Here is a 25,708-nt window from a genome sequence, read left to right as displayed (position 1 = left end):
GCTGATAAATAAGATATTTCCTATATGGATCGACGCCGAAACCGACCTCTCCCATTTTTCCGCACTCAATCGTTCACACTGCCAAAGGCTTCACAATTACGGGGTTGCAAGCGTGTCGGCAGCGTCTTTAGGATGACCCCGACTCGAACTTTCCAGCACAGGGAATGGCAGGAAACGAGTCGATGGATTCGCCAGGCGCGTGGCGAAATCAATCAATCCTCATACAGGTCAAGGGAATGACTGGATCGAATGATGAGGCGGCGTATTGCCAGGTGCTGGTACACACCGCGATCCCCGGCTCCGACTATGCCGGCGAGGACATCCGCTACTCGACAGCCTACGAACGGCTACAGGCCGAGCTGGACAAGGCGCTCCATCCCCACGCCGAATCACAGGTCGACTGGTCGGCCATCTGCGCCGACAGCGAGCTGATCCTGCGCGAGCAATCCAAGGATCTGCGGGTCGCCTGCTGGCTGGCCTGGGCACTGCTGCAACGCGATGGCCTGCCCGGCTTGCTGCTCGGCCTTGGCCTGCTCAATCAGCTCTGCCGCCATCACTGGCCCGACCTGCATCCACGCAAGATGCGCACCCGCAGCGGTGCCTTCATCTGGCTCTGCTCACGTCTCGATGCCGCACTGGCGGGGCCCCTGCCTGAAAGCACACGGGCCTCGCTGCTCGAGCAGTTGCACCTGCTCGACAGTCAGTTGCGCCACTTGCTGGCCGAACAAGCGCCCCTGCTGCTGCCATTGTGCAGATGCCTGGAAAACCTCGCCTCCAGCGCTGTCACGCCAACGGCCGCTGTACACGCGATACGCGACGAGGGCGATGCACACCAGGCCTTGCGCATGCTCCAGGAGTCCGCAGCCACCGTGTGCCAAGGCTGGCTGCAGCACAGTCCCGGCGATCCACGCGCCCTGCGCCTGCAGCGTACCCTCACCTGGCTGGCCATCGATCAGCTACCGAGCCATGACGCCCAAGGCATTACTGCACTTCGCGGCCTGCCTGCGGACAAGCTCGAACACCTGTGCGACCTGCTGCAACGTCGTCGCCACCGCGAGTTGCTGATCGAACTGGAGCACCATCTCGCCAACATGCCCTTCTGGCTGGACGGTCAGCGCCTCGCCTGGCAATGCCTGAAAGCACTTGGCCAGGAAGACGCGATGAGCGAGATCGAAACCCAGCTTCGCCTGTTCCTCCAGCGCCTGCCCAAGGTGCAGCACCTGCGCTTTCATGAACGGACGCCATTCGCCGACGGGGAAACGCTGGCATGGATCGATACCTGCGTCCTGAACGCGCCTGCCGCGCACCCCAGCATGAAGGTCACGGCACCACAGCTCAGACTCGAAGAAGCCTGGGAAACCCGCCAGCATGAAGCCATCCGCCTGCTGCGCAAGGCCGGGCTGAAAACCGCCGTGCAACACCTGCGCGAAGGTTTGAACGATGCCCGTAGCGAGCGCGAACGCTTCCACTGGAGACTGGGCCAGGTTCACCTGTGCATGGCCGCTCGCCGCTTCGACATGGCCTATGCCCAGTTGCAGGTTCTGGAGTGCCAGTTGAGCGATCTCGGCCTGGCGCGCTGGGAGCCCGATCTCGCCCTGAACGTCCTGTGCCTGCTGTACCGCTGCGCCGACCAATTGCCGCGCAACGATGAAATCCGCAGGCACCAGGACGCCATACACCGCCAACTCTGCCACCTGGACCTCACGGTGGTACTCGACTGATCAGGAGAACACCATGGCCAAGGACGGCTCGGTTGTACCCAAGGAACGCATCAACATCAGGTTCAGGCCCGCCTCCGCCACGGCATGTCCCGTGGCACAGATAGCCAGGGAAGGCTGCTTTGTGAGTGCGCATGAAGCCATGCCGCTGCTGCCGCAGATCGACCCGCCCTGCGTTATGCGCAACCCCTGCCGCGTCAATTGAAAATCCACCCCGCCGACCGGTGAGAGCGCCCATGAGACTGACCCAAACCGCCCTTTTGCTCGTCCCGGCGTTTTACCTGGCCGGCGGCCATGACAATGCCAGCGACTATCCACGACGCGGCTGAGGCCGCCAGGAGATCAACCACCATGGAACTGGTTTTCGATGTCATCAGCGGCCAGCACGGCATGTGCGGCCAGCCGGCCAGTAAGCATTTCCACCCCGTTGGCGGCAGCATCGGGCGCGGTAAAGACTGCGACTGGACAATAGACGACCACGGGCAGCTCCTGTGCGAACGCCACGCCGAGATCAGCTATGCCGACGGCCACTTCTACCTGACCGACACCAGCCGTAGCGGTATCCAGCTGTACCCCACGGGCATGCGCCTGGTGCCTGGCGAGCGCCAGCGCATCGAGCATGGCCAGGTTTACTGCCTGGGCGACCTGCACATCCGCGCTCGCCTGCTGTACGACCCGGAGCTGTTTGCCGGGGACATCGATCCTGGCCTGCCAGCCGGGAGCGTGCTCGCCGCTGACGAACACCCCAGCCTCGACCCACTGCCCGCCCTCGAACCCTCCAGCGATGAGTTGCTGGCACGGTTTGACCTGGAACGCGCCATCCCCCTCGACGACCGGCCAGCCGCCCTGGACGCGACACCGCCGCCGCATGTGGAACTCTTCTGGCAGGCCTTCGGCGAAACCCTCGGCATGCGCCTGGACCATCTGGATAGTGAGTCGCGCAGGCGCCTGGCCCTGCAGGTCGCCCGCGCGCTGAGGCAGAACGTCGACGGCCTGCTGCGTTGCCTGCGCACCCGCAGCGCACTGAACAACGTCCTGGGCGTAGCACAAGGCAGTGGCAGTCCATTGCTGCAGGCCGGCAATAGCAGCGCGCTCCTCGCCAGCCTGTTGCAGCCAGACAGCAACGCCCTGGGCGAACAGGCACTGCGACTCGCCTATGACGATCTGCAGACGCATCAGGCCGCCTTGTTCGCCGCCAGCCATGCGGCCCTGCGCAACCTGTTCGATCAGTTCGCCCCAGCACGCCTGGTCGAGCAGTTCCAGGGCTCGCTGCTTGGTCGCTGGCGAGCCTATCGGCGTCACTACCGCCAGTTGCAACGGGACGACTGGAACGAACGCCTGCTGACTCAAGACTTCGCCAGTGCCTACGAAAACCAGGTCCGCCTGATCACCACCCTGCAGGGATGAAGCCATGCATCCGCCCAGCAGTGGCCAAGCGCAGCCTGGGGCGAGACGTCATGTTCGTCCTCGACTGCGACAGCGAAATCGTCCTACCGGCCAGCAGCAGGGCGATTTTCCGGGTAGATTGTCCGGCGAACGCACGAAAGAGGCTTTAGCGCATGTCCCTCATGCAACGTTTCGCCATTCCGCATCCGATCATCCAGGCGCCGATGCTCGGCGTGTCCACCACGGCCCTCGCGGCAGCCGTATCGAATGCCGGGGCGCTGGGTTCCATCGCGCTGTCTGGCAGCGATGCGACGCAGGCTGCCGCGATGATCGAAGAAACCCGGCGCCTGACCGACAAGCCATTCAATGCCAATCTGTTCTGCCACCAGCCCGCCGAGCAAGATGCCGAAAAAGAACAGCGCTGGTTGGAGCATCTGCGCCCACTGTTCGCCGAATTCGGCACCGCACCGCCACACACGCTAAGGCCGATCTACCGCAGCTTCGTCGACAACCCCGAGATGCTCGACATGCTGCTGGAAACACGTCCGGCCGTGGTCAGCTTTCATTTCAGCCTGCCGCGACAAGCCTGGCTCGACCAGCTCAAGGCGGCCGGTATTCGGCTGATCGCCAGCGCCACCGACCTGGACGAGGGCCGGCAGATCGAGCGCGCCGGGCTCGACGCGATCATTGCCCAAGGCGTCGAGGCAGGCGGGCACCGGGGCGTGTTCGATCCACAACACGATGCGCGCATCGGCACCCTGGCGCTGGTGCGCACGCTGGCCACCGGCACGTCGCTGCCGATCATCGCCGCCGGTGGCATCATGGATGGCCAGGGCATACGCGCCGCCCAGGCGCTCGGCGCCTCAGCCGTACAGTTGGGCACCGCGTTCATCTCTTGCCCGGAATCCTCTGCCAACGAGGCTTATCGCCAGGCACTACGCGGCCCGCGCGGCGAGCGTACGGCGATCACCGCCGCGATTTCCGGCCGACCAGCGCGTGGCCTGCCCAATCGCTGGTTCAGCGATGCCGATACGGCCAACGCAGCGGACTTGCCGGGCTACCCGATGACCTACGATGCGGCCAAGGCGCTGGTGGCGGCCGCCGCCGCGAAGGGCAACGGAGATTTCGCCGTACAGTGGGCGGGACAAGGCGCGCCGCTGGCGCGCGCGCTGCCAGCGGCGGAGCTTGTGCGGGTGTTGCTGCGGGAGATGGCTGAGGTTTAGCCGACCGTTTCGAGGCAGGAGCGGACATCGAGATTATCTACCGTCACTCCCGCGAAGGCGGGAGCCCAAATAAAAAAGCGCTTCTGGGTTCCCGCCTTCGCGGGAATGACGGAGGAATAACGAATGTCCGCAATTGCCTCAAACCACCCGTTCAGGCGAAGCCTTTAGGCATCACCGGAACCACTCGGTCAACGACTCACGCCCCGATCACCCCGCCATCGTCCCGCGTGATCGCCATCACCGAAGAGCGCGGATGCACGCCCGGTTCATGGTCGGGGAAAGTCGAGCCACCGTCTTCTCCAGGATGCTGGATGCCGACGAACATCGTCGTGTAATCCGGCGAGAAGGCCAGGCCGGTGACCTCGCAACCGACCGGGCCGACCATGAAGCGGCGAATCTCGCCACTGCGCGGATCGGCACAGAGCATCTGGTTGTTGCCCATGCCGGCGTAGTCGCCGCTGTTGCTGTACTTGCCATCGGTGAGCACCCACAAACGGCCACCGGCATCGAAGCCGAGGCCATCCGGGCTGTTGAACATGTTGTCGGCGTTGATCGCGTGGCTGCCGGCCTCGGGCTTGCCGGCGTGCACCAGCGGGTTGCCGGCGACGATGAACAGGTCCCAGTCGAAAGCCAGTGCAGCGGCATCGTCACCCTGTTCGCGCCAGCGCAGGATCTGCCCATAGAGGTTATTGGCCCGTGGGTTTGGCCCGCCTACCGGCTGGCCGTCCTCGCCACGTTTGCTGTTGTTGGTCAGGGTGCAATAGACCTGGCCATCCTGTGGGCTGACGGCGATCCACTCGGGTCGGTCCATGCGCGTGGCGCCTACCTGGGTGCCCGCCTGGCGGGTACGAATGACCACTTCGGCCTGGTTAGCGAAACCGCGTTCGGGGGTCAGGCCGTTCCTTCCCGCCGTCAATTCGATCCATTGGCCGCGACCGCGCGGATGATCGACGTCGTTGTCGCCCTCATCGAAACGCGCCACGTACAAGGTGCCGTTGTCGAGGATATGACGGTTGGCCTTGGCATCCTGCCGATCGATACGCTCACGGCTGATGAACTTGTAGATGAACTCGCCGCGTTCATCGTCGCCCATGTACACCACGGCGCGGCCATCGCGCGTGGTGGCCAGCGCCGCATTCTCGTGCTTGAAGCGGCCCAGTGCGGTGCGCTTGATCGGCTTCGATCCGGGATCGAACGGGTCGATCTCGACGATCCAGCCATGACGGTTCAGCTCATGGGGATGCTTCGCCAGGTCGAAGCGCGGATCGAAGCGGTGCCACTCGTTTTCCACGCTGGCGTGAACCACGCTGAAGCGCTTCTGGTCCGGGCTGAATTTCAAGTTTTCATCACTGCTGCCAAAGCAGTCGCTGAAGTTCTCTTCGCAGGTCAGGTAGGTGCCCCAGGGCGTCTTGCCACTCGAGCAGTTCTGGAAGGTACCGAGCACTTCGACGCCATGCGGATCGGCCTGGGTCTTGAGCAGTTCGTGGCCACGGGCCGGGCCGCTGACTTCAATCGGCAGGTTGCCATGGATGCGCCGGTTGTAAGGCGAGCCCTGGACGAAGTGCCAGGCGCCCTTGTCCTTGCGCACTTCGATCACCGTCACGCCTTCGGCGTTCTGCGCCTTGCGCACATCATCGGCGGATTTCGGCAGGCCGCCGTGGGCCAGCAGGTAGCGATAGTTGACGTACTCGTTGTTGATCGCCATCAGCGCCCGATTGGCATCGCCCGGCCAGGGGAAGAAGCTCATGCCGTCGTTGTTGTCGCCGAACTGCTGCAACTGCTCGGCAGCACTATTGCCACCGTTGCCCTTGAACGCCGGCCCGCCCGCATGCAACGGCTGGCCCCAGCTGATCAGCACACTGGACGAGTAGCCCGGCGGCAGGCTGATCTGGTCAGCGCCGGACGCAGCGATATTGGCGAACCCCAGCAGCGGGCTCCCGCTGGCGGCGCTCACGGCCTCGGCCAGGGCACTGCGACCGAGCAGGCCGCCACCGAGGAACAACACGGCACCGGTAAGGGCGCCAGCGCCAATGAAGCGACGGCGGGAAAGGATCAAGCGTTCGAGATCAGTCGGTTGGTGCATCACGGTCTTCCTGCTTTTTCTAATGCGCAGGGACGCTAGGCGATGAGTGTGACGATTGGATGACTGCTCCCTACACCATGCGTTTCCCACAGACTCTGTGGACCATGCTGTGCATAACCTGAGGAGCCCGCAATACAAGCCACGCGTGGCACGGCCTACAGGCATCTGCTCAGAAAACCATCGACGGAAATAGTTATGCACAGGATCTTATGGAAAAGCGGTGCAGCGATTGTGCATTCCCTGTGAACAGGCATTTATTGTTTTTTCGCCGGATACCGCTCCAGACCACGCCTGATGGGGGCTGTGGCTTTCCACAAATGGAGTGGACAACAGCGTGTACATCCTGTGCAACGAACCATGCAGGGCTTGGCATAGCTGCCTTACAGCCGATTGCTCATAATCCGTACACAGGCCATGAGGTTTTGCACAGCAGACTGGGACAAACAGCTGAATAGCCTGTGGACACATTGCCAGAGACCCCGCCAACAGTGGCTTACAGAACTCGGTACAACATTCATCCAGGCGCCATCCCTCTCGCCACCATCTGAACGGGTGCGGCCCAGCCAAGCATTCAGCTGTCCACGAAAGTCGTGGACGGTGCTGTTAACAAGTTGGGGGCGCCTGGCTACAAGCACCGTGCTGCGTGGTCTTCAGGGATTTGTTCAAAAAGCGCTCGTATACGGCTGATTACCCACAGAAAGCCGGGACGAATTACTGACAAACCTGTGGATACTTTTCTACAGGCCTTTATTTGAAAGGGTTCCAGCCTGTAGATCATTTTTTGCTCCACATCCCCTATTGATTACGGGCAATGCCATGCTGGCGCAACTTGCGGTAGAGGGTGTTGCGACTGATCCCCAGGCGTTCGGCTACCCGGCTCATGCGCCACTGTTCGGTTTCGACCAGTGCCAGCAGCGTCTGGCGTTCGGACGCAGCCAATGGATCGGCGGACAAGGCGATCACCGCCGGTGTGGCCGGCAAAAGCTCGATCACCTCGGCGAGGCTGACCGGGTCGTCGTCGGCCAGGGCCACCAGCGTTCGCAGCAAGGTCCGCAGTTGGCGGACATTGCCCGGCCAGGGATGGCCCAACAGCGCCTGGCGGGCCTCGGCGGTAAGGCGAACCTGTGCGCCTCGCGCTTCTTCGCGCAGCAGAAGATCGAGCAACGCGTCCTTGTCCATGCGCTCGCGCAAGGACGGCAGGTGTACGGTGAAACCAGCCAGGCGATAGAACAGGTCTTCGCGGAAACGCCCGTCGGCCACACAGGCCGCCAGGTCCTGATGGCTGGCACTGATCAGGCGCACGTCCAGTGGGCGCGCGGCCACACCTCCCAGAGGCATCACCTGGCGCTCTTCCAGCACTCGCAGCAGGCGGGTCTGCAACGCCAGCGGCATGTCGCCGATCTCATCGAGAAACAGGATGCCGCCATTGGCCTGCTCCAGCTTGCCGACCATGCCGTCCTTGCGCGCGCCGGTGAAGCTGCCGCCGCGATAGCCGAACAGCTCGCTCTCGATCAGCGCTTCGGGAATCGCCGCGCAATTGATCGCCACGAACGGTTGCCGGGCACGCGAGCTGGCACGGTGCAGGGCCGCGGCAAAAGCCTCCTTGCCGGTGCCGGTCTCGCCATGCAGGAACACCGGTACGTCGCGCTCCAGCACACGCAAGGCACGGGCGAAGCCACGTTGCAGATGCGGGTCCTGCAGGCAGATGCGCGCATCCTCGACGACCTGCCGGGCTGGCGCGGGGATCGTCCGGGCAGGCGCCCGGAGCTGGGCGTAGAACAGCCGGCCATCCGCCAGGCGCAGCGGCCAGCACACGCCGGGCTGTGGATTGGCCTGGGCAAGCACCTGTTCCAGCGGGTCGCCGAGCAGATTCGCCAGCGGCTGGCCGATCAAGTGCTCACGGCTGAGCCCGAGCAGGTCGAGCGCGGCCTGATTGAGCGAGCGGATCAGGCCCGCCCCATCGAAGCCCAACAGGCCTTCGCCCAGCAGCCCCACGAAACCGGTCTCGGGATGGAAACGCAGCAGGTAGCCCTGCGGGTCGTGCTGCAGGAAAAAGCAGCTTTCGATCAGCTTGGCCGACAGGTTGGTCAGTGCCATCGCCTGGAAGCGCTGCTGCAAGGTGCGCGCTTCCCGTGCCGAGGACAGGTTGAGCACGGCCAGCAGCTCGCCGTTGGGATCGAAGATCGGGCTGGCCGAACAGGTCAGCCCGGCGTGCTTGCCACGGAAATGCTCGTCGCGACGGATGGTCACGTGCTGGCGTTCGACCAGGCAGGTACCGACGCCATTGGTGCCTTCATGGTCCTCGCTCCACACCGCGCCGAGCCATAGCCCGGCACGCTGGAACTCGACCCGCTCGGCCTCGTTGAACAGGCTGTCGATGACCACGCCACGGGCGTCGGTGAGCAGGACCACGTGGCCGTCGCCGCCAAGCTGGCGGTGCAGGCTGCTCATCTGCCAGCGCGCCACGTCGATGATGTGTTCCAGCGGCGCGCGGTGGTCCTGCAGGCGTGGCTGTTCGACCACGTTGGGCGCGCGGCGGCTGGCCGGGTCGAGCTGGTGCTGGTCCAGGCAGCGACGCCAGGAACGGGTGATCGCCGGGTCGGCGGTCGGACCATGGGCAGCGGGCGTGCCATGCACGGCCTGCAGCACCTGTTGCGCATGGGCGCTGATCAGGGCGGACGTCATTGTTATTGTTCTCCGCAGCGGACGTTGAGCGGTTGACCCAGCTTAGATGAAATCCCCCGTGCCGCGTTCGATTGCGTCGCGTGACAGTCTGTCCCGCGCCTCTCCAGATTCGTGACACCAGCGCCGGCAACGCGCCCCCGACCTGCCCGGCAACGCCTCTGCCACGGGCTTATCCACAGCTGGCCCGGCCCTTGCTCAAGGTCAATCGCCACAACAACAAGATCGGGAGAAGCCCCATGAACATCGCTATCGAGACACCGCTGCAAACACCCACCGCGCAACTCGCCGCCTGGGTCGAAACCTTTGGCCAACGCCTTGCCCAAGGCGACCTGGCTGGCACCCTTGAGCTGTTCGCCGAGGACTGCTACTGGCGCGACCTGCTGCTGTTCAGCTGGAACCTGGTGACCCTGGAAGGCCAGGCGGACATTCGCGACATGCTCGAAGCCCGTCTCGAACAGACCCGCCCCGAGCACTGGCGGGTAGACGGCGAAGCGACCCTGGATAACGGCGTGCTGGAAGGTTGGATAAGCCTGGAGACCGCCACCGCTCGCGGCAAGGGCTATGTACGCCTGAAGGACGGCCTGTGCTGGACCTTGCTGACCGCCATGCGCGAGCTCAAGGGCTTCGAGGAACCTACCGGTCGTCGGCGCCCGCTCGGCGCCAACCATGGCCACGGCCACGCCGACAAGCGCAACTGGCTGGAGCGCCGCCGCGACGAAGAAGCATCCCTGGGCATCACCGCCCAGCCTTATTGTTTGATCGTCGGCGGTGGCCAGGGCGGCCTGGGCCTGGGCGCACGGCTCAAGCGCCTCGGCGTGCCGACCCTGATCATCGACAAGGCCGAGCGCCCCGGCGATCAGTGGCGCGGCCGCTACAAATCGCTGTGCCTGCATGACCCGGTGTGGTACGACCACATGCCCTACCTGCCCTTCCCCGAGCACTGGCCGATCTTCACGCCCAAGGACCAGATCGGCGACTGGCTGGAGATGTACAGCAAGGTCATGGAGCTCAACTATTGGGCGCGCACCGAATGCGTCAGCGCCCGTTTCGACGAACAGGCCGGCAAATGGACCGTGCAGGTGCGGCGCGATGGCCAGAGCCTGACCTTGCAGCCGACCCAACTGATCCTCGCCACCGGCATGTCCGGCGTGCCCAATGTGCCCGCCTATCCCGGCGCGGACAGCTTCAAAGGCCAGCAACACCATTCCAGCAAGCACCCCGGTGGCGACGCCTGGCGCGGCAAGCGCGCGGTGGTGATCGGGGCGAACAACTCGGCCCACGACATCTGCGCCGACCTGGTGGAAAACGGCGCCGAGGTGACCATGGTGCAACGCTCCAGCACCCACATCGTGCGCTCCGACAGCCTCATGGAACTGGTGTTCGGCGGCCTCTATTCCGAGGATGCCTTGGACAAGGGCCTGACCACCGACAAGGCCGACATGCTGTTCGCCTCGATTCCCTACAAGGTCATGCCGAGCTTCCACAAGGTGGCTTTCGAGGCGATCAAGGAGCGTGACAAGGACTTCTACGCTCGCCTGGAGAAGGCCGGCTTCATGCTCGACTTCGGCGACGACGATTCCGGCCTGTTCATGAAGTACGTGCGCCGCGGTTCCGGCTACTACATCGACGTCGGCGCCTCGGAGCTGATCGCCGATGGCACCATCCGCCTGAAAAGCGCACCGGGGCTCGGTGTCGAACGCATCGAAGACGATGCCGTGCTGCTCAACGACGGTACGCGCCTGCCCGCTGACCTGATCGTCTACGCCACCGGCTACGGCTCGATGAACGGCTGGGCGGCCAAGCTGATTTCCCAGGAAGTCGCCGACAAGGTTGGCCGCTGCTGGGGCCTGGGCTCGTCCACCACCAAGGACCCGGGGCCGTACGAAGGCGAGCTGCGCAACATGTGGAAGCCGACCCAACAAGCCAACCTGTGGTTCCACGGCGGCAACCTGCACCAGTCGCGGCATTATTCGCTGTACCTGGCGTTGCAGTTGAAGGCCCGTTTCGAGGGGCTGGAAACGCCGGTGTACAAGCTTGCGCAGCGTTATCACCGGGGGTAGAGCGGGGACCTGTGCAAGGGGGATGGGCTGCGCGCTGCGTAGCCCTCACCCTACGCGGGCTGCCCCATCAGTTATTCAAGCGCTTCTCCTTCGACGGCGAGTGACCGAAATACGAGGCGTAGCACTTGCTGAAATGGCTGCTGGAAACGAAACCGCAGGCCAGCGCCACCTCGACGATGGTCAGGCTCGAATGCTGCAGCAGGCGCCGGCCTTCGGTCAGGCGCAGCTCCAAGTAATAGCGTAGCGGCGAAGTGCCCAACTGGTCCCTGAACAAGCGCTCGATCTGCCGCCGCGAGCGGTCCACGTAGGTGCAGAGCTGGACCAGGTCCAGCGGCTCCTCCAGGTTCGCCTCCATCAGCTTGACCACTTCGCGCAGCGGCGCGGTCATCTTGAAGTGCAGCTTGGGGTCGACGCGTTTGAAGCGCGAGGCCTCGAACGCCAGGATGTCGACGATGCCATCCACCAGCGCCTTGCCATGCAGGTTGCCGATCCAGTCGAGCACCATGTAGAAGGCGCCGTTGGGGCTGGCGGCGGTGTAGCGGTCACGGTCGACCATGTAGCTCTCGCTGGTCACCTGGCTGTTCTTCACCGCTTCGGCCAGGGCCGGGCGATGCTCGGGATGGATGGCGCAGCGGTAGCCCTCCAGCAAACCCGCGCGGCCGAGAAACCAGGCGCCGTTCCACAGGCCAGCCAGGGCGATGCCGCGTTCGGCGGCTTTTTTCAGCAGCGCGACCAACGCTGGCGACATGCGCAGCGGCGTGCGCAAGCCACCGCAGATGACCAGCAGTTGCAGGCTTTCCAGGGGCGTGGTCTGCAAGTCGCGGTCCGGGCGGATGACGATCCCCAGGTCGCTGACGACCTCCGCGCCATCCAGCGAGAACGTATGAGTGGCGAACAGCTCGGCCTGCAACAGGTTGGCGGTTACCAGGGTATCCAGGGCCTGGGTGAAGGCCGGCAGGGAAAAGTTCTCGAGCAGGACGAAGCCGACATTCGCCGTGGGCACCGTCGTCGCCTGGCTGTCCTTCAGATAGAGCAGGTTCTTGCCCTTGATGGCGCCACTGAAAAACCGTCTTTCCACTGCTTCGGGCTCCTGTGAGTCCAGTCGTCGACCGGCCGCGCCATCCTGTCGATCAGGAAGGCCTGGCCAGGTAATTGATGAACAGGCGAAAAAGCTCGGCGTTGTTGGAGATGTCCAGGCGCTGGTAGATGTTGTGCTTGTGCACCTTCACCGTGCCCTCGGAAATCTTCAGCACACTGGCGATCGACGCATTGCTGTGCCCCTGCAGGATCAGCTTGGCAATGTAGCGCTGGGTCTCGGTCAACTGCCCCTGGAGAATCTCGATGAACGCGTCTTCGAGGCGCACATCGACCTCCTCGGTGGCCGTCTCACAGTCGCCGTAGCGGGTCCGGCAATGCAGGGCCAAGGCCGAGCTCAAGACCGGGGCGCAGGCCCGCAGTTCATCCAGTTCCCACTCCTGGAACGCACCGCTGTCCAGGTTGCGCATCAACGAATGGACGATGGCGACCTGGGGCTGGATGGGGATGATGAAGCCAACCTCCTCGATCAGTGTGCCGTGCTCGGAAGACACGCACGGGTGGATATCCCGCGAGATGGAAAACCCCGACGAGTAGAAGCTGTCCGGCGCCAGCTCGCTCATCCGCCACAGGCCCGCCGGGTGCTGGTTGATGCAGGCCACGTAGAACGGGTCGAGCAGGTAGCCGCCACGGATGTAGGCGTTCAGGGTCTTCTCCGACACCGACCTGTTGTAGCCGTTATGCACCAGCAGAGCATTGTGGTTGAAGCGAAACAGATAGACGCAGCTCATGTCGAAGTCGAGCCGGCGCCTCAGCAACGCATCGATCGCCGTGCCGATCCGCTCGGAACCAATCGCATCGATGATACTGGAGATGTGTTTCGCGTCCTCGGCTTTCATGGGCTCGCCAATGGCTCTCGATCAGGGGCTGAGTGTATGGCAGCGTTGCGCTGCACGTTCAGGATATCCACAGCGCCATGAACGCGCATGCTCCGGAACGTCATCGGCATCCCGGAGCACGATCTGCATCTACTCAGCGTCAGGACAGTTCAGGCGTGGCCTTGAAGTTACCCTCGGCCTCATCCTTGCGCCCCAGCTCCAGCGCCTTGGGCACCGCCAGCCAGTACGCCAGCAGCATGCCCAGCAGGCCCCCGCCGAGCTTGCCGATGATCAGCGGCAGGATGATCGACGGCTGGAAGTTGGCCGAGTAGGCCATGTGATCGCCGAAGGTGAAGGCGGCGCAGACGGCGAAGGCGATGACCAGCACCTTGTCCTTCGGCGGCATCTCGCCGATCAGGCGGAACAGCGCCAGCACGTTGGCCGAACCGGCGAGCATGCCTGCCGCGCCGCTGGCCGACAGGCCCATCAGCGCGGCGACCTTTTCGATCGGCTTGGACAGGTAGCGCTTGATCAGCCAGACCATCGGGAACGCGCCGCAGAGCATGATGCCGACGTAGCCGGCGATCTCCAGGGCGCGGAACTGGTCCTCGGCATCGGCGATGATCGGCGCGAAGCCCCAGCCACCGAACACATGAGTGAAGAACTGGGTGAAGTACTCCACCACCGAAGCCACCAGCACCAGGGTCACCGCCGCGTACATCAGTTGGCCGAGCTTGAGGAACAGGTAGACCATCAGGTTCGGCAGGTAGCGCAGGGCGGCGGCCAGGGCGATGCAGAACAGGATCAGCGGCATCAGGTTCCGGATCAGCAGCGGCAGGGTGAAATGCAGCGCCTGGGTCGCCTCGCCACTGGTGGCGATGTCCGGCCGCACATTGATGCCGAGCCCCTGCATGAGCAGGGCGATGACCACGATGCTCACCGGAATGCTCAGCAGGCCAGCCATGATGCCCAGGGCCATGTACTTGTGATCGACCTTGGCCAGCATCGCCAGGCCTACCGGGATGACGAAGATCACCGTCGAGCCGGACTGGAAGCCGGTGATCAGGCCGAGAATCCAGCCTTCCGGGCTCTGCGCCAGTTGGTGGGCCAATTGGTAGCTGCCCAGGTCAGAGGCGATGAAGATCGCCCCGGCGATGCCTGGATCGGCGCCCATGGCCTGGAAGACCGGGCCGATGAACTGGCTGATGAAACTGGAAATGAAGGGAATCGACGCCATGATCCCGGCGACGGGAATGAAGATTGGGCCAATGCTGTGCAGGCCGGCGGTGAACTCCTTGCCGAGTTCGGATTCCGCATCGTAGATGGACGCCACGGCACCGATGACCGCGCACACCATGATTACGTAAACGACATAAGTGCCGATGTTTTCCATTTGCTGCCTCTCATTTTGTAAGAGTTGTGGTTTGGCAGAATTGAAAGTGCGTGTTGCTTTATTCGTTCTTGTGGATAACTTTTTAGGGTCATGGACGGCCAGGCCGTCCTGCGCTTCAGATGGCGGTGTAGGCGTTATCCACGAACAGATGGGTACCGTTGACGAAGCTCGCTTCATCGCTGGCGAGGAACAAGGCGGCGGCGGCCACTTCCTTCGGATCGCACAGGCGCCCTTGCATGGCGGCGATGCTTTCGCTGGACACATCGACGCCCAGGCCACTGAGCAGCTCGATTTCCCGCTGGCCATGAGCGGTGCCGATGAAGCCCGGACACACCGCGTTGCTGCGAATGTTCTGGTCGCGGTACTCCACGGCGATACCGCGGGCGAACATGTGGCAAGCGCCCTTGGTGGTGCAGTACAGGACTTCCATCGGCGTGCCGACCACGGCGGAGATCGACGAGGTGCAGACGATGCTGCCGCCACCGGCCTCGATCATCTTCGGCAACACCGCCTTGGTCACCAGGAACATGCCCTTGACGTTGATGCCCATCAGCCGGTCCCACTCGCCTTCGCTGGTCTCCAGGAACGGCCCGGCATGGATGGTGCCGGCATGGTTGAGCAACACGGTGATCGCGCCGAAACGCTCCTCGGCCTGGCGCACCGCGCGGTTGACCTGTTCGGCGTTGGACACGTCGGCGGCGACGAACATGGCCGTACCGCCCTCTTCGTTGATCCTGGCCGCCAGCGCTTCGCCCTGGCTGTTCGGCAAGTCGAGGATGGCGACCTGCGCGCCCTCTTTGGCGAACAGCTCGGAAGCCGCCAGGCCACAGCCGCCCGCCCCCCCTGTGATCAGCGCCACCTTGCCCGATAGTCGACCCATTTGCAGTCCCCTCTGTTGTAAATGTAAGTGAAGGTTTCGGGGGAGCACGCTAGGGCGTGAGCGGATCGGGTGTCCATATACCGAGCGATATATGATTGTTTAACTTGTTGTTTTTTAAATGATTTAAATCGAAATTGGGCGGTTCACAAGCAGGCTTGGGAAGCATCGCGCCTGCGATTTCTCTGGGCATCGCTCACCGCCGTTCGCCTGCGCGCGCGAAGGTCTCGAGCCGCAGATGTGTCGCACATGAAGGAAAAACGTCATCCACAATTACCGTGGATCATCCTGTGGATATCCTGGTAGGCCTTCGCTCAAGCCCTTGCCGCCTGTGCGTTGCAGCGAAGCGAACAAAAGAGCATCGATGCACTGGTGTTATGCACAAACAGCCTGGATAACGCCTCGCAAAACCTGTGCATAAGCCTATCCAGGCCAGGCAGGATGGGCTGTAGAGAGGATCGATCAATTTCCCGCCCGGACCTGGCGGGCAGAACGCCCGCCAGGTTCGTCCAGCGTCAGAAACGTCGCGTACTGAGCAGCTCGTCCAGAATCCGGGTCGGAACACGGAACGGCACGGACATGTGGTCCTCGCCCGCTTCGAGCTGGAAATCGCTGCGCAAACCGTACTGCGAGAGGTTTTCCAGGCGCAGTTGCAGCGAACGGGCATCCTGGATTTCCTGGGGCATCTCGCGATCGCCGATCAACAGGGTCAGGCTGCTGTGGGTCAGGTCCAGCTTGCCGGCATGCGCCCGCTGGGTGAAGGCACGCTCAGGCGCCATCAGGTAGCGATCATGCCACCACAGGCTTGGGCTCACCGCGATCACGTGCTGGAACAGCGCCGGTCGGGTGAACAGCGTGTAGACACCGAACATGCCGCCAAAGGAATGCCCGACCAGGCTGCGCTGGTCCTGGTCGACCTTGAAGCGCGCGTTGACCTCGGGCATCAGGCGTTTCTCGATGAAGTCGAGGAACAGCTCCTGCCCACCTTGCGCCGGCGTGTTGCGCTCGGGCGGTTGCGGCGGCGACAGGTCGAAGGCGCGCCGCTCGAAATCCAGCGGCGTGTCGCTCGGGTAGCCGATGCCGACCAGGATCGCGCCCTTGAGGCGATCCTGGGCGCGCTTGGCGGCATGGAATGCCGGGAAGTAAGCGTTGGCATCGAGCAGGTAGATCACCGGGTAGCCGCCGGTGTAGGGCACGTCGCCCTCCGGCAGGCTGACCATGATCCGGTATTCGCGGCCCTCGGCGCTTTTCATCGTCCATTGTTCGGTGCCGTCGAGCGTTACCGGCTCGGCCTGGGCGGCGCAAACGCCGCCCAGTACCAGCACGACGGCCAGCAATGCGCGCAGCCCGCCCATGGCCGTCACCAGCTGTAGCTCAGGCTGGTGACCACGCTGCGCGCTTCGCCGCGGTAGCAATAACCCGCCTGGCAGTTGATGTATTGCTTGTCGGTCAGGTTGCGCGCATTGACGGCCAGGCGCACGCCATCCAGGCCACCGCCGAAGTCGTAATGCACGGCGGCATCGATCAAGGTGTAATCATCGTTCTTGACCGTGTTCAGGTCGTCGCCGTAGACACTGCCGGTGTAGCGGGCGCCGGCACCGAAGCCCAGGCCGAACGGCAGTTGGTAGTCCAGCCACAGGGAGGCCAGGTGGCGCGGTACGTCACGTGGGTCCTTGCCTTCATTGCCGTCGTTGCTCTTGGTCACTTCCGGGTCGTTGTAGCTGTAGCTGGCGGTCATGTGCAGGCGCTCGGTCAGGTCGGCGACCGCTTCCAATTCCAGGCCACGGGATACCTGCTCACCGGTCTGCACGCTGTTGAGCGGATCGACTGGATCGCGCGTTACCACGTTCTCCTGCGTGAGGTGGTACAGCGAAGCCGTGAACATCGCATTGGCACCAGGCGGTTGATACTTGAGGCCCACTTCGTACTGCTTGCCTTCCGTTGGCTCGAATGCGGAGCCGCTGGCGTCGGTCCCGCTTTGCGGCAGGAACGATTCGGCGTAGCTGGCGTACGGGGCAAAGCCGCTATCGAACAGGTACAGCGCACCGATCTGGAAGGTCGTCGCGGAGTCGCTGGTCTTGCTGTTGCTGTCCGTCAGGTTGTCATTGTTGCGAACCTTGACCCGGTCATGGCGCACACCTGCGGACAGGCGCCAGCGGTCGAGTTCGATCTGATCCTGCAGATACAGGCCGGTGCGCTGGCTGAGGCTATCGGTATCGGCCAGCGGATCGGTCGGCCGGCTGACCGACTGGTGGTAGTCCGGTGCGTTCATGTCGATGGAAGGTGCCGGCCCCCAGGCGTACAGCACCGAGCTGTCGTACCAGGCGTAGTCGAAACCGCTGAGCAGGGTGTGCTGCAGGTTCCCGGTAGAGAAACGGCTGACCAGACGGGTATCGGCAGTCACGGATTCCATTTCCTCGTAGACACCCACCGCATAACGATCCATGACGCCATCGGTGATCGTGCCGTCGGGCTGCAGGTATTGGTTGGTCGTGTCCAGTTGGCCGTAACGCAGGTTCTGCTGCAGGCTGAAGGTGTCGTTGAACGCGTGTTCGAACTCGTAGCCCAGGGTCCACTGGCGCTGCTGCAACTTGTCGAAATACTCGTCGCCCTGCCAGAAATCCGTGAGGTAGTCACCATCCTGATACAGCATTGGCGATGCTGCGGTCTGACGTTCCTGGTACTGCGCCAGCACGGTCAGGCTCGTGTCTGGATCGATCTGCCAGCTCAGCGACGGTGCCAGCATGCGCACATCGTTGTTCAACTGTTCGATATAGTTTTCGGCATCGCGATAGATACCCACGGTCCGGAACAGGACATTGCCTTCCTCGTCCAGTTTTCCACCGACATCGAACTGAGCCTGCTGATGGTTGTTGTTACCGGCTTGCACTTCGACTTCGTTCTTCGCCTGCAGGCTCGGGCGTTTGCTCACCCGGTTGACCATGCCGCCCGGGCTGATCTGTCCGTAGAGAACCGAAGCGGGTCCCTTCAGTATCTCGATACGCTCCAAGGCATAGGCCTCGGTGCCATAGATGGACAACCAGCCGTTATAGGGCTGCCGCAGACCATCGAGAAAGTCTGCGCTCATGGTGGTGTCGAAGCCGCGCACGCTGATGTTGTCGAAACGCGGGTCCAGCCCGGAACTGCCGGTGCGCACGCCTGCCGTATAGGCAACCGCGTCCTCGACCCGATTGACCTTGCGGTCGGCGATCTGCTCGGCGGTCACCACGCTGACGCTCTGCGCGGTCTCCAGCAGCGGCTTGTCGCTCTTGGTCGCGCTGCTGGCGTTGCTGGCGAAGTAGCCCTCGACCGGAGCGAAAGCGGTCTGGCTCGCCTTGGCATCGATGCTGGTGGCATCGAGTTGCAGGCTGGCGTCAGTCTTTCCCGGCAAGACCACGTAGCCGGACGAGGTCTTCTGCGCGACCAGGCCACTGCCGCTCAGCAGTTTCGCCAGGCCCTCCTCCAGCGAACCGCCCCCTGCCAGGCCTGGGCTGTTCAGGCCGCGCACCACCTCGGGCGAATAGGACAGGGTGATCCCGGCACGCTCGGCAAAGGTGCTCAGCGCCAGCTCCAGTGAGCCGGCCGGCACGCTCGGCGCACGTTGCTCGACGGCGGCCTGGGCGGCCTGCATCGACAGGCCCGCGACCCCGCCACTCAAGGCCAATGCCAGGCAGATGGCGCCTGAAAGAGTACGGGGCTGAAGCGGGAACGGCAGGGATCGGCTGGCGCGCATGTCGGTATCCATTGAGGGAGTGATCATCCCAAACCGGATGAGCCGAGAAAGTCCGACAGATTATTTTTGTCGGTGAATGAACGAGTCAGGGGAGTGGCTGTTGCGAGGCAGGGGCGGACCTCATTACTCGGTGTGTTTAGCCGTCACTCCCGCGCAGGCGGGAGCCCAGAAGCGCCCTTTTTATTTGGGCTCCCGCCTGCGCGGGAGTGACGGTAAGTAATCTCGGTGTCCGCTCCTGCCTCGAAGCAGCCCCTCCTTCACGCCACCGGCACCACCCTCACCCACCAGCGCGTGTGCTCGATGATCTGCACCGGCAGCAGATGAGTGATGTTGTCCAGCATCATCCCAGGCTCGTCCAGGCGGAAAACGCCAGACAGATGCAGATCGGCCACCGCTGAATCGCACCCCAGCCAGCCACGGCGATAGCGCCCCGCCTCGACAAGAAAATCCGCCAGGCGGATGTCGCTGACCACCAGCAAGCCACGGCTCCAGGCAAAAGGATCGAGTGGCCCCTTGCCGAGTACGCTCAACCCACTCGGCGCTGCACTCACACCGTCACCAGCCAGCAGGCGCCGCTCCCCACCCGAGGTGGAAACCACTACCTCGCCACGCTCGACACGGATTTCACTGGCGTTATCGCGTTCGCGCAGCACCACCCGCGCATCGCGCCCCCGGCACTCGGCAAAGCGGCAGCGCACCTGCCAGGCCTGGCCTTCAACCAACGCCTCGCCCGTACGCAGCAACAGCCAGTCGCCTTGCACATCCATGGCGCTACCGGTGTTGAGCACTACCTCTGCGCCAGCGACCAGACCGACCCGCCGCCGCTCGCCGGTGGCCGTGGAAAAATCGGCGTGCCAGGCCGGCGGTGTCTGCGTCGCCAACAGCGTGGCGCTGCCGGCGGCGAGACCGAGTCCCAGCAGCTTGAGGGTACGCCGCCGCCCCAGGTCAGCCTCGGCCCGCTGTAACAACGGAATGGTCTGGGCCGCATCCGGCAATTGGCTCGACTGGAACAGCCCGCCCATCTGCTGCAGGCGTTGCCAGGCCAGTTGGTGCCGGCGGTCCTGATACAACCAGTCCTGCAACTGGCGCTGCAGCTCGGGGCTGCCCGCATGGGCACGCAGGCGCATCTGCCACTCGATGGCGCTGCAGACGATGGATTCCGGCAAGCGTTCGGCGCTGCTCACAGGCCGGGCTCGAAACAGGCGCGATAGCAGTGCAGCAGAGCACCGGCCACGTGCCGCTCGACGGTACGGCTGGAAACGCCCAGCCGCGCGGCAACCTGGGCATGGTTCAAGCCACCGAGCTGGTACAGCAGGAATGCTTCGCGGATCGCTGGCTTGAGGCCATCGAGCAATTGTGCGATGCGCTCCAGGCCCTGCAGCGCTTCATGCCGCGCCTCCGGCGAGGGATGACTGGACTCGGGCAACTGCGCCAGCGCTTCCAGGTAGGCGCGCTCCAGCGCATCGCGTCGCCAATGGTCGATCACCAGGCCACGGGCAACCCGCGCCAGCAAGGCACGGGGCGCCTGGTCACTGATCGGCTTGCCACGCACCAGCAGGCGCACGAAGGTATCCTGAGCCAGATCCGCTGCCTGCTGCGAACAGCCGACCGAACGCCTCAGCCAGCCCTGCAGCCAGCCGTGGTGGGTTCCGTACAGCACATCGAGAGGAATGATCGAATCCGTTTCAGGTAGCGACATGGCAGACCCTGGGCCAACAAGCGCAGAAAGGGCCATGAACGAGCATGGCGAACGCGCGCACATTAATCGCGAACCATTCCCATTTCAACCTTTTTGCCGGTGCCAGTCGACCAGCGTATCGCCGATCAAAGGCTGATACAGATCAGACACCCACCTCATTAAATGAGTATTATTCCCAACTCAGCCATCCAAGCAGGAGACCAGGCCGACCATGGGCAAGCCAGAAGAAATCCTCGTCGAAGAAACGCCGCGTACCGCCACGATCCCGCTACAGCCTGCATCGGAAGATATCTGGGCACAGAAATACCGGCTCACCGCGAAGGACGGCACGCCAGTGGATGCCGACGTGGATGCGACCTGGCGCCGCGTGGCCCAGGCGCTGGCCAACGTCGAAAGCGCAGACAAGCGCGAACATTGGCACGAGCAATTTCTCTGGGCACTGCGCAACGGTGCCATTCCCGCGGGTCGCATCATCTCCAACGCCGGTGCCCTGGCCTACAAGCCGGCGACCTCGACCATCAACTGCACGGTCTCCGGCAACATCCACGACTCCATGGATGACATCCTCGGCAAGGTCCACGAAGCCGGCCTGACCCTGAAAGCCGGCTGCGGCATCGGCTACGAGTTCTCCACCCTGCGTCCGCGCGGCTCGTTCGTCTCCGGCGCTGGCGCACACACCAGCGGCCCGCTGTCGTTCATGGATGTGTTCGACAAGATGTGCTTCACCGTCAGCTCCGCCGGCGGCCGCCGTGGCGCGCAGATGGGCACCTTCGATGTGGTCCATCCGGACGTGCGTGAGTTCATCCGCGCCAAGCGCGAGGACGGCCGCCTGCGCCAGTTCAACCTCAGCCTGCTGATCACCGACGCCTTCATGCACGCCGTCGAGGCCGATGAAGACTGGACCCTGCTGTTCCCGGTGCACGCCAAGGAAGTCGATGAGCTGGACCTGAGCGATGAAACACAGGTGCGCTGGCGCGAATGGCCGGTGCACGACGACTACATCGTCCGCGAGGACGGCCTGGTCGCCTGCAAGGTCTACGGCAGCCTGCGCGCCCGCCACCTGTGGGACATGATCATGGTCTCCACCTACGACTTCGCCGAACCCGGCTTCATCCTCATCGACCGGGTCAACGAGCTGAACAACAACTGGTGGTGCGAGCACATCCGCGCGACCAACCCGTGCGGCGAACAGCCCCTGCCGCCCTATGGCTCGTGCCTGCTCGGCTCGGTCAACCTGACCGGCTTCGTCATCGACCCGTTCGGCGCGGACGCCCGCTTCGACTGGGAGCGTTTCCGCCGCGTGGTACGCATCTTCACCCGCATGCTGGACAACGTCGTCGAAATCAACGGCCTGCCCTTGCCCCAGCAGCGCCAGGAAATCGAGAGCAAGCGCCGCCACGGCATGGGCTTCCTCGGCCTGGGCTCGACCCTGACCCTGCTGAAGATGCGCTACGGCAGCCCGGAAGCCTGCGTGTTCACCGAGGAAGTCGCACGGGAAATGGCCCTGGTCGGCTGGGAAGAAGCCCTGGAACTGTCCAGGGAAAAAGGCCCGGCGCCAGTCCTGAGCGAAGACTACGAGGTCACCGCCGAGATGCTGCGCAAGCGTCCGGAAATGAGCAGCGACGGCTACACGGTCGGTGATCGCATTCCCGGCCGTATCCTCCACGCGAAATACTCGCGCTACATGCAGAAGATCGCCGAGTACGCGCCGGAACTGGTCGAGGCACTGGCCGAGCACGGCGCGCGCTTCACCCATCACAGCTCCATCGCGCCCACTGGCACCATCAGCCTGAGCCTGGCCAACAACGCCTCCAACGGCATCGAGCCGAGCTTCGCCCACCACTACTCGCGCAATGTCATCCGCGCCGGGCGCAAGGCCAAGGAGAAGGTCGAGGTGTACAGCTTCGAACTGCTCGCCTACCGCACCCTGGTCAACGCCGAAGCCATGCCCTACGCGGAAGAAGCCAGCCGCAAGCTGCCGGCCTACTTCGTCGCCGCCGACGACATCAGCCCCACCGAACACGTCGATGTGCAGGCCGCCGCGCAGAAGTGGGTCGACTCGTCCATCTCCAAGACCGCCAACGTGCCCACCGACTACGCCTTCGAGTCGTTCAAGGACATCTACCTCTACGCCTGGAAGCAGGGGCTCAAGGGCTGTACCACGTTCCGCTTCAACCCGGCCGCCTTCCAGGGCGTGCTGGTCAAGGACAAGGACCTGGAAAACACCCTGTACCGCTTCGAGCTGGAAGACGGCAGCACCGTCGAACTCAAGGGCAACGAGCAGGTGGAATACGACGGTGAAGTGAACACCGCCGCCAACCTGTTCGATGCGCTCAAAGAAGGCTACTACGGCAAGTATTGAGGAGCCGCTACCCATGACTACCGTCAAGATCAAGCAACGCATCAAGGGCTTCAAGGTCGTCGACCCGAACCTGGAGCGCAACGCGACCAACATGGCCGCAGAAGAAGCCGCCGATGCCCCGGTACAGATGAACGAGGCCCTGGCCCGGCCGGAAACCCTGATCGGCGCGACCTACAAGATCAAGTCGCCGCTGTTCGAACACGCGCTCTACGTCACCGTCAACGATGTGGTGCTCAACGCCGGCACGACCCACGAGCAACGCCGGCCCTTCGAGATCTTCATCAACTCGAAGAACATGGACCACTTCCAGTGGATCGTCGCCCTCACCCGCATCATGTCCGCCGTGTTCCGCAAGGGCGGCGACTGCACCTTCCTGGTCGAGGAACTCAAGGCGGTGTTCGACCCACGCGGCGGCTACCTGAAGAAAGGCGGCATCTACATGCCCTCCATCGTCGCCGAAATCGGCGCGGTGCTGGAGCGCCACCTGATCGCCATCGGCCTGCTCGAAGGCCACGCGCTGGACGAGGAGCAGAAGCGCTACCTCGCGGAAAAACGCGCCGCCTACGAAGCCTCCCAGGGCGGCTCGACCCTGGAGCCCGGCGACGGCTTCCCACCCGGCTCGCAACTGTGCGGCAAGTGCAGCACCCAGGCGGTGGTGCAACTGGATGGCTGCGCGACCTGCCTGAACTGCGGGCATTCCAAGTGCGGCTAGACAGAGACGACCGGGCGTAGGGTGCAAAGCCCACTCCTGACGGTCTGTACCTATGGAGCACACCCATATATGATTCATATACGTTTCATATGAGGTGAGTTCCATGGGTATCGTCAACATCGATGATGAACTGCACGATCAGATTCGCCGGGCCAGCACGGTGTCGCACCGTTCGATCAACGCCCAGGCCGGTTTCTGGATTCGTATCGGCATGCTCTGCGAGATGAACCCGACCCTGAGCTTCAGCGAAGTGGTCGCGGCAGAGCTACGCGCTGCCGGCGTGGTTGTTCCGTCCGCCGTGGCCGAACCAGTATGACCAAGACACCAGACGAAATCGCCCTGATGGCGGAATCCGGACGCCTGCTGGCATCGGTATTCACGTATCTGGACGGCTTGAGCCTGCTCGGCATGTCGACCCTGCAGGTCAACGACCTCGTGGATAACTACATCGTCGACGAACTCAAGGCACGTCCCGCCAGCAAGGGCCAGTACGGCTTCGCCTATGTCCTCAACAGCTCGCGCAACGAGGTCGTCTGCCACGGTGTGCCCAGCACCAGGGACATCATCCAGGGCGGCGACCTGGTGAACCTGGACATCACCCTGGAGAAGAACGGTTTCATCGCCGACTCCAGCAAGACCTACCTGGTCGGCGACGTCTCGGCCGAGGCCCGGCAACTCGCCAAGGTCGCCTACGAGGCGATGTGGAAAGGCATCCAGGTCGTGCGCCCCGGCGCTCGCTTGGGCGACATCGGCCATGCCATCCAGAGCCACGCCCGCGCCCACGGCTACTCGGTGGTACGCGAATACTGCGGCCACGGCATCGGCCGGGAAATGCACGAGCCGCCCGAGGTGCTGCACTGGGGCAAACCGCACACCGGGCTGACCCTGCGCGAAGGCATGACCTTCACCATCGAGCCGATGATCAACCAGGGCCAGCCGGGAACCCGCACCCTGAGCGATGGCTGGACCGTGGTTACCCGCGACGGCCTGCTGTCGGCGCAGTTCGAACACACGGTGGCGGTGACGGCGGATGGCGTGCGGGTGTTGACCTTGCGGCCGGACGAGCGGCTTTGAGCCACAGAAGCCACGCCAGTTTTCAATCCTGCGCGGCTTCAAACCGAAGTAAATGCCGTTTCAGATACACCCCATCTGTTTATGCTGTTTGCGCAGCCGCGCCGGCGAAATGGAGAATCGCTTTTTGAAGCTCTTGCAAAAATGGGTGCTGTCGGAAAAACCGCATTCATAGGCGATTTGAGCAACCGATCTATCGGTGTTCTGTACCAGCCAATGCGTGTGATCGAGCCTCAACTCACGCCAGAACACCGATGGAGAGATTTTCAGGTTCTGCGCGAAGGCTTTCGTCAGTTGCTTCTCGGTCGCGCCGATCAATCGAGCCAATGAGCTGATGCTCAGATGCTCGTACATACGCTCCCGCATGATCGTGACGGACTGGACGATGCGCCGGTCCGCGCAGTTGAGCGCTATTTCCTCGAGCGGATGCAGTTGCACAGTCGGCAGATTCAGTTGCTCGGCGTTCGCAACCAGATACTGAATCGCCTTGCGAGCACGAGACAGGCCGCAATGTCGCAGGACGATTTCCCTGGCCGCCTCGACGGCAGCGATGCCCCCTGGAGAGGTGAGAATGTCGCCGTCTCGTACCAGTGGCAAACCCTCGACCGTGCGCACCTTGGGATAGCTGCCCTGCACGGTCATTCGTAGATCACGCTTGTTGTAGATGGTCTTGTGCAGCAGAATTTGCCGCAGCATTCGACCAATACTCATCGCTGAGCAGTAATCGGGGCATTGCAAGCTCGTATCGATGTTGTGTAAGAGCTACAGCGATACGAGATTTATATTATAGATC

20 protein-coding genes and 1 pseudogene are annotated in these 25,708 nt (G+C 63.4%); 9 read left to right on the top strand and 12 right to left on the bottom strand.

The annotated features are described in order from the left end of the window. The first annotated feature begins 236 nt into the window (after positions 1–236). The 4 genes from tssA to ACSZPK_RS03080 all read left to right on the top strand — a co-directional run bounded on the left by tssA (position 237) and on the right by ACSZPK_RS03080 (position 4,327). On the top strand, positions 237–1,721 hold the full coding sequence (tssA, locus tag ACSZPK_RS03095) for a type VI secretion system protein TssA (protein ID WP_437879915.1): 1,485 nt from the start codon (positions 237–239) through the stop codon (positions 1,719–1,721). 13 nt (positions 1,722–1,734) lie between these two features. Next, on the top strand, positions 1,735–1,923 hold the full coding sequence (locus tag ACSZPK_RS03090) for a hypothetical protein (protein WP_437879914.1): 189 nt from the start codon (positions 1,735–1,737) through the stop codon (positions 1,921–1,923). 146 nt (positions 1,924–2,069) lie between these two features. Then, on the top strand, positions 2,070–3,125 hold the full coding sequence (locus tag ACSZPK_RS03085; RefSeq protein ID WP_437879913.1) for a type VI secretion system-associated FHA domain protein: 1,056 nt from the start codon (positions 2,070–2,072) through the stop codon (positions 3,123–3,125). 152 nt (positions 3,126–3,277) lie between these two features. Beyond that, entirely contained in the window at positions 3,278–4,327 is a 1,050-nt protein-coding gene (locus tag ACSZPK_RS03080; RefSeq protein ID WP_437879912.1) for an NAD(P)H-dependent flavin oxidoreductase, read from the top strand. Between the two features lie 196 nt (positions 4,328–4,523). Here the strand turns inward: ACSZPK_RS03080 and ACSZPK_RS03075 are convergent, their stop codons facing one another. Beyond that, complete coding sequence (locus ACSZPK_RS03075; RefSeq protein WP_437879911.1) at positions 4,524–6,410, bottom strand: PhoX family protein; 1,887 nt, start codon at positions 6,408–6,410, stop codon at positions 4,524–4,526. A gap of 795 nt (positions 6,411–7,205) precedes the next feature. Further along, positions 7,206–9,095 (bottom strand): sigma-54-dependent Fis family transcriptional regulator, encoded by a 1,890-nt coding sequence (locus ACSZPK_RS03070; protein ID WP_437879910.1) that lies wholly within the window; start codon positions 9,093–9,095, stop codon positions 7,206–7,208. Positions 9,096–9,331: 236 nt separating this feature from the next. Between ACSZPK_RS03070 and ACSZPK_RS03065 the strand changes: the two genes are divergently transcribed. Continuing rightward, on the top strand, positions 9,332–11,155 hold the full coding sequence (locus tag ACSZPK_RS03065; protein WP_437879909.1) for an NAD(P)-binding domain-containing protein: 1,824 nt from the start codon (positions 9,332–9,334) through the stop codon (positions 11,153–11,155). A 67-nt stretch (positions 11,156–11,222) separates the two neighbouring features. Here ACSZPK_RS03065 and ACSZPK_RS03060 read toward each other — a convergent pair whose 3' ends face one another. The 8 genes from ACSZPK_RS03060 to ACSZPK_RS03025 form a co-directional block, all read right to left on the bottom strand. After that, the gene (locus tag ACSZPK_RS03060) at positions 11,223–12,233 is read right to left on the bottom strand and encodes a GlxA family transcriptional regulator (protein ID WP_437879908.1); all 1,011 of its coding nucleotides are present in this window, start codon (positions 12,231–12,233) and stop codon (positions 11,223–11,225) included. 52 nt (positions 12,234–12,285) lie between these two features. After that, on the bottom strand, positions 12,286–13,089 hold the full coding sequence (locus tag ACSZPK_RS03055) for a helix-turn-helix transcriptional regulator (RefSeq protein WP_437879907.1): 804 nt from the start codon (positions 13,087–13,089) through the stop codon (positions 12,286–12,288). A 139-nt stretch (positions 13,090–13,228) separates the two neighbouring features. After that, the gene (gene eutH, locus ACSZPK_RS03050) at positions 13,229–14,461 is read right to left on the bottom strand and encodes an ethanolamine utilization protein EutH (protein ID WP_437879906.1); all 1,233 of its coding nucleotides are present in this window, start codon (positions 14,459–14,461) and stop codon (positions 13,229–13,231) included. Between the two features lie 115 nt (positions 14,462–14,576). Further along, entirely contained in the window at positions 14,577–15,341 is a 765-nt protein-coding gene (locus ACSZPK_RS03045; RefSeq protein WP_437879905.1) for an SDR family NAD(P)-dependent oxidoreductase, read from the bottom strand. A gap of 512 nt (positions 15,342–15,853) precedes the next feature. Then, positions 15,854–16,693, bottom strand: coding sequence for an alpha/beta hydrolase (locus tag ACSZPK_RS03040; RefSeq protein WP_437879904.1), 840 nt, complete (start codon positions 16,691–16,693; stop codon positions 15,854–15,856). A gap of 5 nt (positions 16,694–16,698) precedes the next feature. Further along, on the bottom strand, positions 16,699–19,071 hold the full coding sequence (locus ACSZPK_RS03035) for a TonB-dependent siderophore receptor (protein WP_437879903.1): 2,373 nt from the start codon (positions 19,069–19,071) through the stop codon (positions 16,699–16,701). A 257-nt stretch (positions 19,072–19,328) separates the two neighbouring features. After that, the gene (locus tag ACSZPK_RS03030; RefSeq protein ID WP_437879902.1) at positions 19,329–20,255 is read right to left on the bottom strand and encodes a DUF4880 domain-containing protein; all 927 of its coding nucleotides are present in this window, start codon (positions 20,253–20,255) and stop codon (positions 19,329–19,331) included. Further along, on the bottom strand, positions 20,252–20,770 hold the full coding sequence (locus ACSZPK_RS03025) for a sigma-70 family RNA polymerase sigma factor (RefSeq protein ID WP_437879901.1): 519 nt from the start codon (positions 20,768–20,770) through the stop codon (positions 20,252–20,254). The genes ACSZPK_RS03030 and ACSZPK_RS03025 overlap by 4 nt, the downstream gene beginning before the upstream one ends. A gap of 211 nt (positions 20,771–20,981) precedes the next feature. On the opposite strand from ACSZPK_RS03025, the gene ACSZPK_RS03020 reads away from it, so the two are divergent. From ACSZPK_RS03020 to map, 4 genes are all read left to right on the top strand, one after another. After that, a complete protein-coding gene (locus tag ACSZPK_RS03020) occupies positions 20,982–23,132 on the top strand; it encodes an adenosylcobalamin-dependent ribonucleoside-diphosphate reductase (RefSeq protein ID WP_437879900.1) in 2,151 nt (716 codons plus the stop codon). A 13-nt stretch (positions 23,133–23,145) separates the two neighbouring features. After that, positions 23,146–23,844: a TSCPD domain-containing protein gene (locus ACSZPK_RS03015; RefSeq protein WP_437879899.1), complete on the top strand. Its 699-nt coding sequence runs from the start codon at positions 23,146–23,148 to the stop codon at positions 23,842–23,844. A 103-nt stretch (positions 23,845–23,947) separates the two neighbouring features. Beyond that, positions 23,948–24,160 (top strand): ParD-like family protein, encoded by a 213-nt coding sequence (locus ACSZPK_RS03010; protein ID WP_437879898.1) that lies wholly within the window; start codon positions 23,948–23,950, stop codon positions 24,158–24,160. Beyond that, on the top strand, positions 24,157–24,918 hold the full coding sequence (gene map / locus ACSZPK_RS03005; RefSeq protein ID WP_437879897.1) for a type I methionyl aminopeptidase: 762 nt from the start codon (positions 24,157–24,159) through the stop codon (positions 24,916–24,918). Before ACSZPK_RS03010 ends, map begins: the two co-directional genes overlap by 4 nt. A gap of 60 nt (positions 24,919–24,978) precedes the next feature. On the opposite strand, the gene ACSZPK_RS03000 is transcribed toward map, so the two are convergent. Beyond that, the gene (locus ACSZPK_RS03000; protein WP_437880275.1) at positions 24,979–25,269 is read right to left on the bottom strand and encodes a helix-turn-helix domain-containing protein; all 291 of its coding nucleotides are present in this window, start codon (positions 25,267–25,269) and stop codon (positions 24,979–24,981) included. A 252-nt stretch (positions 25,270–25,521) separates the two neighbouring features. Then, positions 25,522–25,648, bottom strand: a pseudogene (locus ACSZPK_RS02995) (IS5/IS1182 family transposase); the annotation flags it as partial. Between the last annotated feature and the right edge of the window lie 60 nt (positions 25,649–25,708).

The sequence above is a fragment of the Pseudomonas sp. LRF_L74 genome (assembly GCF_965644255.1).
In the GTDB taxonomy this organism is placed as follows: domain Bacteria; phylum Pseudomonadota; class Gammaproteobacteria; order Pseudomonadales; family Pseudomonadaceae; genus Aquipseudomonas.
The sequence above is the reverse complement of the archived record's forward strand: the minus strand, read 5'-3'. Positions and strand labels throughout refer to the sequence as shown.